Origin of the sequence: Variovorax sp. KK3, assembly GCF_001984055.1 — a bacterium.
Lineage (GTDB): Bacteria > Pseudomonadota > Gammaproteobacteria > Burkholderiales > Burkholderiaceae_C > Variovorax.
The window spans coordinates 18929-29701 of sequence record NZ_LYVO01000083.1 but is presented as its reverse complement, the minus strand read 5'-3'; the positions used below and the strand labels follow the sequence as shown (position 1 = coordinate 29701).

The 10773-nt window shown below is 69.8% G+C and carries 9 protein-coding genes; 6 read left to right on the top strand and 3 right to left on the bottom strand.

Annotated elements, in window-relative coordinates:
* The 4 genes from B0W80_RS28540 to B0W80_RS28525 all read left to right on the top strand — a co-directional run.
* Positions 1-1756: transglutaminase family protein (locus tag B0W80_RS28540; protein ID WP_179107045.1), on the top strand; the 1756-nt coding region annotated here is incomplete at its 5' end.
* 45 nt (positions 1757-1801) lie between these two features.
* Complete coding sequence (locus B0W80_RS28535) at positions 1802-4513, top strand: circularly permuted type 2 ATP-grasp protein (RefSeq protein WP_077002531.1); 2712 nt, start codon at positions 1802-1804, stop codon at positions 4511-4513.
* 46 nt (positions 4514-4559) lie between these two features.
* Entirely contained in the window at positions 4560-5600 is a 1041-nt protein-coding gene (locus tag B0W80_RS28530; RefSeq protein WP_077002534.1) for a transglutaminase family protein, read from the top strand.
* Complete coding sequence (locus B0W80_RS28525; protein ID WP_077002530.1) at positions 5597-6055, top strand: RidA family protein; 459 nt, start codon at positions 5597-5599, stop codon at positions 6053-6055. Before B0W80_RS28530 ends, B0W80_RS28525 begins: the two co-directional genes overlap by 4 nt.
* A 46-nt stretch (positions 6056-6101) precedes the next feature.
* Here B0W80_RS28525 and B0W80_RS28520 read toward each other — a convergent pair whose 3' ends face one another.
* Complete coding sequence (locus B0W80_RS28520) at positions 6102-7385, bottom strand: MFS transporter (RefSeq protein ID WP_077002529.1); 1284 nt, start codon at positions 7383-7385, stop codon at positions 6102-6104.
* 279 nt (positions 7386-7664) lie between these two features.
* Here B0W80_RS28520 and B0W80_RS28515 point away from each other — a divergent pair, with 279 nt between their 5' ends.
* Together B0W80_RS28515 and B0W80_RS28510 are read left to right on the top strand one after the other, a co-directional pair.
* The gene (locus tag B0W80_RS28515; protein WP_077002528.1) at positions 7665-8138 is read left to right on the top strand and encodes an antitoxin Xre/MbcA/ParS toxin-binding domain-containing protein; all 474 of its coding nucleotides are present in this window, start codon (positions 7665-7667) and stop codon (positions 8136-8138) included.
* Positions 8135-8608 carry an RES family NAD+ phosphorylase gene (locus B0W80_RS28510; protein WP_077002527.1) on the top strand — a complete coding sequence of 158 codons (474 nt, stop codon included), beginning with the start codon at positions 8135-8137 and terminating at the stop codon, positions 8606-8608. Before B0W80_RS28515 ends, B0W80_RS28510 begins: the two co-directional genes overlap by 4 nt.
* Positions 8609-8763: 155 nt before the next feature.
* Here the strand turns inward: B0W80_RS28510 and B0W80_RS28505 are convergent, their stop codons facing one another.
* Entirely contained in the window at positions 8764-9792 is a 1029-nt protein-coding gene (locus B0W80_RS28505; protein ID WP_077002526.1) for a LacI family DNA-binding transcriptional regulator, read from the bottom strand.
* Complete coding sequence (locus B0W80_RS28500) at positions 9789-10772, bottom strand: D-glycerate dehydrogenase (protein ID WP_179107043.1); 984 nt, start codon at positions 10770-10772, stop codon at positions 9789-9791. Before B0W80_RS28500 ends, B0W80_RS28505 begins: the two co-directional genes overlap by 4 nt.
* Between the last annotated feature and the right edge of the window lies 1 nt (position 10773).

Below are 10773 nucleotides of genomic sequence, written 5' to 3'. Positions count from 1 at the left end.
GGGCGGCCCTGGCGGGCGCCCCGACCTGGCCGAGGTGCCTTACGAATTCGGCGTGCCGCAGCAGTCGCCGTCCGCGCTGCGCTTCCAGGCCGTGCATGGCAATGCGGCTGCGGCGCGGGCCCATGCCGCCGTCGAGTCGGTCAGCGTCAAGCATCCGCAGCGTGGCGAGTCGGCCCACTGGGTCACGCGCACCGCGCTGTGCGTGGAGGTGCGCGATCCGCGCCGCGCCAACGGGCCGGCGGCCGAGAAGCTGGGCCAATCTTCGGGCGTGCTCTATGTCTTCATGCCGCCGCTGGCGCGTCTGGAGGACTACATCGACCTGCTCGCCGCCGTCGAAGCGAGCGCCGAAGAGCTCGACCTGAAGATCGTGATCGAAGGCTACCCGCCGCCGCGCGACCCGCGCCTGAAGATGCTGCAGGTCACGCCCGACCCCGGCGTGATCGAGGTCAACATCCACCCGGCCCACAACTGGGCCGAGCTGGTTGACCACACCGAGTTCCTTTACGACGCGGCCTTCCTGACGCGCCTGTCGGCCGAGAAATTCATGACCGACGGCCGCCACACCGGCACCGGCGGCGGCAACCACTTCGTGCTGGGCGGCGCCACGCCGGGCGACAGCCCCTTCCTGCGCCGGCCCGAGCTGCTGGCCAGCCTGCTGCTCTACTGGCACAACCACCCGTCGCTGAGCTACCTGTTCTCGGGCATGTTCATCGGCCCGACCAGCCAGGCGCCGCGCGTGGACGAGGCGCGCAACGACCAGGTCTACGAGCTGGAGATCGCGCTGGCCCAGATCGCACGCAACCGCGAAGTCCATGGCGAGGACATGCCGCCCTGGCTGGTCGACCGCACGCTGCGCAACATCCTGATCGACGTCACCGGCAACACGCACCGCAGCGAGTTCTGCATCGACAAGCTCTACTCGCCCGACTCCACCACGGGCCGCCTGGGCCTGCTGGAGCTGCGCGCCTTCGAGATGCCACCGCATGCGCGCATGAGCATCGTGCAGCAGCTGCTGCTGCGTGCGCTGGTCGCGCGCTTCTGGGACGCGCCCTACCGCGCGCCCGTCACCCGCTGGGGCACCGAGCTGCACGACCGCTTCCTGCTACCCACGTTCGTGAAGATGGACTTCGACGACGTGATCGAAGAGATGCGGCAGGCCGGCTTCGCCTTCGACGCGGCCTGGTTCGCGCCGCACTTCGAGTTCCGCTTCCCGCTGGTCGGGCAGGTGCAGGCCATGGGCGTGGAGCTGTCGCTGCGCAACGCGCTGGAGCCCTGGCACGTGATGGGCGAGGAAGGCGCGCCCGGCGGCACCGTGCGCTACGTCGATTCGTCGCTGGAGCGCGTCGAGGTGCGGGTGACCGGCCTCAACGAAAGCCGCTACGTCGTCACCGTCAACGGCCAGGTACTGCCGCTGCAGCCCACCGGCACGGCCGGCGAGTTCGTGGCCGGCGTGCGCTACAAGGCCTGGAACCCGCCGTCGGCGCTGCACCCGAGCATCAGCGTGCATGCGCCGCTGACCTTCGACATCGTCGACACCTGGATGAAGCGTTCGCTCGGCGGCTGCCAGTACTTCGTGTCGCACCCGGGCGGCCGCAACTACGACACCTTCCCGGTCAACGCATACGAGGCCGAGAGCCGGCGCATGGCGCGCTTCTCGCGCATGGGCCACACGCCGGGCCTGCTGCGCACGCCGCCGGCCAGCATCGAGATCGCGGGCAGCCGGGAGTTTCCGTTCACGCTGGACCTGCGGCGCTGATCGGGCGTCGGCGCACGCGGTGCACGGTGTGAGAATGGGCGCAACGTGGACCCCCTGAACGAATCCCTTTTCGACGCCCAGTCGCTCGAGTCGCCCGCCGAGGTGGCCTCGTCGCTGGCGCCGCCTGCGGCCCCCGGCCATTTCGACGAGCTGCGCGGCATCGGCACCCCGGCACCGACCGGCGTGCCGCGCCTGGGCGTGCCATCGCAGCCCGCGCCGCTGCACGACGCCTCCGCACCGGCGCCCACGCCCGCCGAAGCGCCTGCGGACGAGCGCGCCCCGGCCGCGCCGCACTGGGCTGACTTCTTCGAGCATCTCGGCACAGAGGGCTTCGCCGACCTGCCGCGCCGCGCCGTGAGCCTGCAGCGCCAGATCCGCGACAACGGCGTCACCTACAACGTCTACGCCGACAACGATGGGCCGCAACGGCCCTGGTCGCTCGACCTGTTTCCGCTGATCGTGCCGCCCGAGAGCTGGGCCAAGATCGAGGCCGGCGTGCTGCAGCGCGCGCGCCTGCTCAACCGCATGATGGCCGACGCCTACGGCCCGCGGCAGATGGTGGAAGAAGGCCTCTTGCCGCCGGCGCTGGTGCGCGGCAACCCGGGCTACCTGCGCCCCATGCACGGCGTGCGGCCGCCGGGCGACACCTGGCTGCACATCGCCGCGATGGACCTCGCACGCGGGCCCGACGGCAACTGGTGGGTGCTGTCGCAGCGCACGCAGGCACCTTCGGGCCTGGGCTACCTGCTCGAGAACCGCCTGGCCATCGCGCGCCAGTTCCCGCAGGCCTTCGAGGCGCTGCACGTGCAGCGCCTGGCCGCCACCTACCACGCGATGATGGAAGGGCTGCAGCAGATGTGCCCGGCCGGCCAGCCGCCGCACATCGTCCTGCTGACGCCCGGCCCCTACAACGAAACGTACTTCGAGCACGCCTACCTGGCGCGCTACCTCGGCATCGCGCTGGTCGAAGGCAACGACCTCACCGTGCGCGACCAGCGCCTGTACCTCAAGACGCTGCAGGGCCTGCGGCCGGTGCACGGGCTCATCAAGCGGCTCGACGACCAGTTCCTCGACCCGCTGGAACTGCGCCCGGACTCCACCCTTGGCGTGCCGGGCCTGCTGCAGGCGGTGCGCGCAGGCAACGTGCTGGTGGCCAACATGCCGGGCTCGGCCTGGCTCGAATCGCCGGCCTTGCTGGGATTCATGCCGGCGCTGTCGAGGCGCCTGCTCGGCGAAAAGCTGCTGCTGCCGGCGCTGCCCACCTGGTGGTGCGGCGAGCGCGCCGCCATGGAAGCCGTGCTGCCGCAGCTCAACGGCTGCACCATCAAGCCGACCTACACCGGCGACGACGGCCACGCCGCCTTCGAAACCGTGCTCGGCAGCCGCATGGGCCGGCGCGAGCTCGACGAATGGGCCGGCCGCATCGTGCGCGAGGGCGACGAATACACGGTGCAGGGCTACCTGCCGATCTCGCAGATGCCGACCTGGACGCAAGACCGCGGCCCCGGCCACATCACGCCGCGCTCGGTACTGCTGCGCGTGTTCGCGGTCAGCGACGGGCCGCAGTCCTGGCGTGTGCTGCCCGGCGGCCTGGCGCGACTCGCCGGCGCCGATGCGCAGATCGCGTCGATGCAGCGCGGCGGCAGCAGCGCCGACGTGTGGGTGCAGACCGACGGCGAGGTCGACCGCACCACGCTGCTGCAGTCGCATGCCACGCCCGCCTCGCTGGCGCGGCACCGCGCGCCGGTGACGAGCCGCGCGGCCGAGAACATGTACTGGCTGGGCCGCTACACCGAGCGCGCCGAAAACGCGGTGCGCCTGGCGCGTCTCACGCTCGACCTGCTGGGCGGCGAAGACCTGTCCTCGCCCGCCCTCCTGACCTGGCTGCACGACATGGCGCTGCGCAACGCGCTGGTGCCGCGCGAAGTGCCCAGCCTGCCGCGTTCGCGGCGCGTGTTCGAGCGCGCGCTCATCGCGGAGCTGGCCGACATCGACGACGGCGGCAGCGTGGGCTACAGCCTGCGCTGCGTGCGCCAGTCCGCTGCCGCGGTGCGCGAGCGGCTGTCGCCCGACCACTGGAACCAGATCGTCCGGGCCGAGGCCGAGTTCATCCGCCGCAGCACCGAGCAGGCCGCCGAGCGCGGCGGCACTGGCGTAGCCGCCTTCGGCTACGCCAGTGCCGCCGCGCTGCGCATGCTCGAATCGACCAGCACGGCGCTGTCGGCCATGACCGGTGCGCAGACCGACCGCATGACGCGCGACGATGCCTGGCGGCTGCTGTCGATCGGCCGGCACATCGAGCGCCTGGCTTTCCTGTCGGGCGCGCTGACGGCCGGCTTCCGCATCGGCTCGGTGCACGACGTGAGCGGCTTCGAGGCCATGATCGCGCTGTTCGACAGCACCATCACCTTCCACGCGCGCTACCAGCAGCGCCGCGACGTCGCGACCATGGTCGACCTGCTGGTGCTCGACGGCGACAACCCGCGCTCGCTGGCCTGGGTCACGCAGACGCTGCGCGGGCGCATCGCGCGGCTGGCGGGCAGCGCGCCCGGCAAGCTGACCGCGCTGTCGCACGAACTGCCCGACCCGGCCACCTGGACGCTGGAGCACCTGTGCGACGCCGGCCCGGACGCGGGCTATGCGGCGTTGATGCAGTTGCTCGAAACTTGCGAAACGGCGGCCTACCATGTGTCGGACGCGATCGGCATTCGCTACTTCACACTGACCTCCGAATCGCTGCGCTCGGTTGGAGCCTGAGGGCTCTTCATCGGCTGGTCATCCGCTCTTCACCGGTTTCATCATCATGCTGCTGCACGTCACCCACGAAACGCGCTACGCCTACTCGCCGCCGGTCGAGACGGCCCAGCACCTGGCGCATCTGAAGCCGCTGGGCACCGAGTCGCAGCGCCTGGTGAGCCACTCGATTACGGTCAGCCCCACGCCCGCACAGCGCAGCGAATCGCCCGACATCTACGGCAACGGACGCGCCTTCTTCGCGCTCGACTCGACGCACGACGAGCTGGTGGTCACGGCCGAGAGCGTGGTCGAGACCGGCCCGCCCGTGCTTTCGGCGGCCGCATCGCGCGAACTGCCCTGGGAAGCCGTGCGCGACCGCTTCCGCTATGCCAAGGACGTGGCCTTCGACCCCGCGGCCGAGTTCGTCTTTCCTTCGCGCTACGTGCCCCGGCGCGACGAGTTCGCCGCCTATGCGCGGCCCAGCTTCACGCCCGGACGCGCGCTCTTCGATGCGGCCATGGACCTCACGCTGCGCATGCATGCCGACTTTCGCTACGACAGCGGCAGCACCGACATCAGCACGCCGGCCGTCGAGGCGCTCGAACAACGCCACGGCGTGTGCCAGGACTTCGCGCACATCATGATCGCCTGCCTACGCACGCTGGGCCTGCCGGCGCGCTACGTCAGCGGCTATCTGCTGACGCAGCCGCCGCCCGGCCAGCCGAGGCTGATCGGCGCCGATGCCTCGCATGCCTGGGTGTCGGTCTACATCCCGGGCAAGGACGGGCCGGGCGACTGGGCCGAGTTCGATCCGACCAACGGCCGCCAGCCCGGCGAGGACTACGTGGCGCTCGCCATCGGCCGCGACTACGCCGACGTGTCGCCGATGCGCGGCGTGCTGCACGGCGGCGCGCGCCACACGCTGGACGTGCGCGTCACCGTGCAGCCGCTGGAAGAACTGCGGGACGAGGCGGCGCAGGCGGCCCGCGATCAGGTGCAGACCCAAGCGCAAGGCCAGGCACAGACTCAGACGCAAACGCAGACACAAGGTCAGGTGCAGACGCAGCCACAATCGCCATCCCAAGACCCGGACAAGGATCCATCATGAACATCGACGACAAACTCAAGAGCCTCGGCATCACGCTGCCGCCCGTCTCGACTCCCGCCGCCGCCTACGTGCCCTTCGTGCAGACCGGCAAGCTGGTCTTCCTGTCCGGCCACATCGCGAAGAAGGACGGCAAGCCCTGGATCGGCCAGCTCGGCGCCGGTCTCGGCACCGAAGAAGGCAAGCAGGCCGCGCGCGCCATCGCCATCGACCTGCTCGGCACGCTGAAGGCCGCCACGGGCGACTTGAACAAGGTCAAGCGCATCGTCAAGGTGATGAGCCTCGTCAACTCCACGCCCACCTTCACCGAGCAGCACCTGGTGACCAACGGCGCCAGCGAATTCTTCGCCGAGGTGTTCGGCCCTGAGAAGGGTGCGCATGCACGCAGCGCCTTCGGCGTGGCGCAGATTCCGTTCGGCGCCTGCGTCGAGATCGAACTGATCGCCGAAGTCGAGTAAGCGCCGCGCGATCGCAGGGACGGCTCGGGGACGCCTCAGCGCCGGCTCAGGGGCGCGAGCCCTCGGGCGCCGCTTCGAGGGCAGTGGCCACACGCCGCGGCCGGCCCAGCGTGCCGATCACCGCCGCGGCCACCATCACCAGTGCCGCGCTGACGAGCATGGTGCTGGAGATGCCGGAGCCATCCACCACGAGTCCGCCGATCAGCGAGCCGCTCGCGATGGCGACCTGGAAGCCGCTCACCAGCAGCGCCTGCCCCGCTTCCTGCGCATCGGGCACGGCCTGCATCATCCAGCCGGTCAACGCCACGGGGATCAGGCCGAAGGCCACGCCCCACACCACGACCACCGCAGCGCCGCCCGCGATGCCACCGCCGATCAGCGTGGCGAGCACGAGCGCGCCGGCCAGCATCAGCGCGGCCGTCAGCGCCGCAAGCCGCACGCTGCGCGCGACCAGGCTGCCGCCGAAGAAGGTGCCGACGAAGCCGGTCGCGCCGTAGACCAGCAGCAGCGTGGTCACCGCATCGGGCCCGAGGCCGAAGTTCTGCTGCAGCAGCGGCTTGAGGTAGGTGTAGGCCGCGAAGTGCCCCGCGATCAGGAACAGCACCGCCAGCAGGCCGACCTGCGCCATGCGGCGCGTGAGCGGCGTCAACAGGTCGCGCGGCTTGATCGCGCGTGCCGGCGGCATCGGCGGCAGCAGCCAGAGCTGCATGATCAGCACCACGGCAGCCAGCACGCCGGTGACGGCGAAGGCGGCTCGCCAACCGGCCAGGGTGCCGAGGAAGGCGCTCAGCGGCACGCCGAACACGGTGGCGCCCGAGATGCCGGCCAGCACGATCGACATGGCGCGCGCCTGCTGGGCCGGCGGCACCAGCTGCGTGCCGGCGCCGGGCGCGAAGGTCCAGAAGCCGCCGATGCACAGGCCCAGCAGCACACGTGCCACCAGCATCGTCGCGAAGTCGGGCGCCAGGGCGGCCAGCAGATTGGATGCGACCAGCAACGCGCTGAGCGCGATCATCACCGTGCGCCGGTCGAGCCGGCCGGCGGCCACGATCAAGGCCGGGCCGGCAAAAGCGGCCAGCACGCCGGGGATGGTGACCATCAACCCGGCCGTGCCGTCGGACACCTTCAGGCCGGTTGCGATGTCGGTCAGGAGCCCGATGGGCAGGAACTCCGTCGTGACCATGGCGAAGGTGCCGACGGCGATCGAGCCCACGCCGAGCCAGGTGGCACGCGAGGCCTCGGCATTGCGACCAGGCGCAGACGCGAGCCCGGGCGGCGCCGCGAGCGCGGTCTCTGCGGTGGCTTCGCAGGTGGTGCAGGGAGCGTTCATGAACTGGTTCTTCCGGAAAACAGAAGAGCCCGGCCAAGCGGCTTGCCCGGGCTCGTTGCGACAGGGTCCGAGTCTGAGCGCGGCGCCGGCTGCGTCCAAGACGGCGCGGGGAAGTTGTGGGTTTCCGTGGCGCTAACAATGCAGAACGAGGAACCTCATGCGCAAAGTCTTGGATCAAGTTCGCCTCATCTCATTTGCAATGCCCATATGTTGCATTTGCAAGTATGTTAAGTTCTCTGCATGACACCCGCACGCCCCCCTCCTACGCCCGCATGCAAGATGGCACGTGCATTCGACCGCGTTTTCCTGCAGTTCCTCGACACATCGGGGAGCAGGTCGCGCGCCCAGGATCACTTCTTCGATCGCATTGCCGACTCCTGCCGGCTCGATCGGGACAAGGCATCGCACTACGCTTCCGCGAGCATGCCGGCGGGCGCCGTGGACGAATGGTTCAAGGCTTCAAAGCTGCCACGCAAGAAGGACCTACAGATCGCCCTTTGCCTCAATGCCTCGATGTTGTCACGCGCCCATTCGGAGAAGAACCTCGAACCTGTGGTCACGGAGCGAATGTTTCGGCAAGCGGACCTGCTGGTTCGCGCCGCCGAGGTTTTCGGTGACGAGGGGCCGCTTTGGATGACAAAGCCCCACCCTCTGCTCGACGGCAAATCGCCTGCCGAGTACGCGACCAACGAGTTCGGCGGCGAGAAAGTGCGCGCCATCCTCAACGCGATCGAGCACGGGGGCGTTGTTTGACGCTATCGGTCTGGCGTATCGGAACAACCAAGGCCTTGCGGCTCGATCAGCTCGCCTGGGGCTCAACGCTGGCGCCGGGTCGTTGGCATTCGATGCCACCCATCGGGCGGCCCGTCGTCTACGCAGGCCAGAGCCGGGCCATCTGCCAACTCGAGAAGCGGGTGCATTGCAATGGCGTCAAGCCCCTGAACATTGCCCTGTTGCGACTCGATCTTCCGGACCTGGCGGTTCTAGAGGACGTCCGGACGCTCGTCGACCTGCCGTCCGACTGGATCGACCGGGAGTCGCTCACGCAGTCGATCGGGAGCGCGTGGCGCAACGCGAACCGCTCATTGGGGCTGTGGGTTCCCTCGGCGGTCGAGCCTTCCGAAAGCAATCTAGTGCTCAACCCGGACCATCCGTCGTTCTCGTCCATCATGCTGACGGTCGAACGCAATCCCTTCACGTTCGACGACCGGATGTTTTCCTGATTGCAGCCGCTAGAGGCAAGGCGGCGCACACCGGCGACCATGCGACAGGCCCATCGTCAGGCCGCGTTGCAGGTGGAGGTCGGTATTCGCCAGGGCGTAATCGCGGCTTGGAGTTGCCGGCACCGGGCGGCATGCGCTCCCTCCCCGGCAAAAGACTACGCCACGACCGACGATCCCCGCACCATCAAGGCCCCTGGCAGCAGCAACTGCCTCGGTGGCGCCTCCAGCCCTTGCAGCCGCTCGATGAGACAAGTGGCCGCCGTGCGGCCGATCGCGTCGGTGGGCTGCGCGATGGTGCTCAGGCCCGGCCCGATCAGCGGCGCCCACTCGGGATCGTCGAAGCCGACGAAACCCAGTTCGACGCCGAACTGCCAGCCCAGGCGCGCCATGGCCGAAGCCACGCGCAAGGTGACGACCGCGTTGCCGGCCAGCACCGCCGCGCGCCGGCCCCGCTTCGCGCGTTTGCGCAGCGAGCGCAGCGCATCGTCGAGTGCGTCGACGTCGTCGCTTGCGCTTTCGAACACCGTGCCGGCTACGCGCGGCTGGTGCGCGGCGATGCACTCGCCGAAAGCCGCGGTGCGCTCGCGCCGCGAACTCACGCCCTTCAGCGGCTCGGTGATGTAGAGCAGTTCGCGATGGCCGCCTTCCACCAGATGCGCACAGGCGGCCTTCATCGCGGCGGCGTTGTCCAGCGAGACGAAGTCGGTGTGCATGCCGGCATGGCGGCGGTCGACCAACACGGCCGGCTTGCCGTGCAATGCATCGGCATCGACCAGCCCGGCGCCGCGGCCGAGGGTGTTGAGGATGAAGCCGTCGACCTGGTAGCCGGCCAGCGCGTCGATGGCCTCGTGCTCGCGCTCGGCGTCGTTGCCCAGGTTGAACAGCATCACCAGGTAGCCGGCCTCCTGGCAGGCCTTCTCGGCACCGCGCAGCACGGCCACCGAATAGGGGTTGGTGATGTCGGCCACGATCAGGCCGATGAGCCGCGAGCGGCCTCGGCTCAGGGCCTGCGCCATCGGGCTGGGCGTGTAGGCGAGCTTGGTCACGGCCGCCTCGACGCGCGCGGCGATGTCGTCGCTCAGGAGGCGCTCGCGGTGGTTGAGGAAACGCGAGACGGTGGCCTTGGAGACGCCGGCTTCGCGCGCCACGTCGCCGATGGTGGCCTTGGCCGGCTTCCTGCTCATGCGAACGCGGTGTCGTAGACGGCCGACGGCCGCTCGCCGGCGAGCGCCTTCAGCAGATTGGTGGTGGCCAGTTCGGCCATGGCGTGGCGCGTCTCGTGCGTGGCCGAGCCGATGTGCGGCAGCGGGGTCACGCGCGCATGGGTGCGCAGCGGCGAATCGTTCGGCAGCGGCTCGGTGGCGAACACGTCGAGCCCGGCGGCACGCAGCGTGCCGTGGTCGAGCGCCGCCAGCAGCGCCGGTTCCTGCACGGTGGCGCCGCGCCCACCGTTGATGAAGATTGCGCCCGGCTTCATGCGCGCGAACACGCTCGCGTCGATCATGCCGCGGGTGCTGTCCGACAGTGGCAGCATCGCGACCACGATGTCGGCACGCGCCAGCAGTTCGTCGAGCGGCGTATGCGCCGCATGGCCCTGCAATTCGGGCGCCTGCGCGGCCAGGTCGACCGGACGCCGCGCGTGGTAGAGCACCGGCATGCCGAAGCCCAGCGCCGCACGCCGCGCGATGGCCTGGCCGATGCGGCCGAAGCCCAGCAGGCCCAATGTCTTGCCGTGCACGTCGAAGCCGAACAGGTCTTCGCCGATGTTCTTGTTCCAATGGCCCACGCGCACGAGGTTCGACAGCTCGACCACGCGGCGGCTCGTGGCCATCAGCAATGCGAAGACGGTATCGGCCACCGTCTCGTCGAGCACGCCCGGCGTGTGGCACAGCAGGATGCCGCGCTCGTGCAACGCGGCCAAGGCATAGTTGTCGACGCCGACCGAAACGCTGGAGATCACCTCGAGCTTCGGCGCGCGCGCCAGCAGCGCGTCGTCCACCGGAAAACTGGAGCCGATGAGGCCTTGCGCTTCGGCCAGCGCCGCATCGAAGGCCGGCCGCTGCGCCGCGACGCGCGGGTTGGCCACCGTGACATCGTGTGCGGCCTGCAGGCGTGCCAGCTGGTCTTCGGGCAGCTCGCGGAAGACCAGGACCTTCTTGCGCATG

Excerpts from the sequence above, each read along its gene's own strand:
- B0W80_RS28505 (WP_077002526.1), bottom strand. The coding sequence starts at position 9,792 with ATGAGCAGGAAGCCGGCCAAGGCCACCATCGGCGACGTGGCGCGCGAA.
- B0W80_RS28515 (WP_077002528.1), top strand. The coding sequence starts at position 7,665 with ATGGCACGTGCATTCGACCGCGTTTTCCTGCAGTTCCTCGACACATCG.
- B0W80_RS28525 (WP_077002530.1), top strand. The coding sequence starts at position 5,597 with ATGAACATCGACGACAAACTCAAGAGCCTCGGCATCACGCTGCCGCCC.
- B0W80_RS28500 (WP_179107043.1), bottom strand. The coding sequence starts at position 10,772 with ATGCGCAAGAAGGTCCTGGTCTTCCGCGAGCTGCCCGAAGACCAGCTG.
- B0W80_RS28530 (WP_077002534.1), top strand. The coding sequence starts at position 4,560 with ATGCTGCTGCACGTCACCCACGAAACGCGCTACGCCTACTCGCCGCCG.
- B0W80_RS28520 (WP_077002529.1), bottom strand. The coding sequence starts at position 7,385 with ATGAACGCTCCCTGCACCACCTGCGAAGCCACCGCAGAGACCGCGCTC.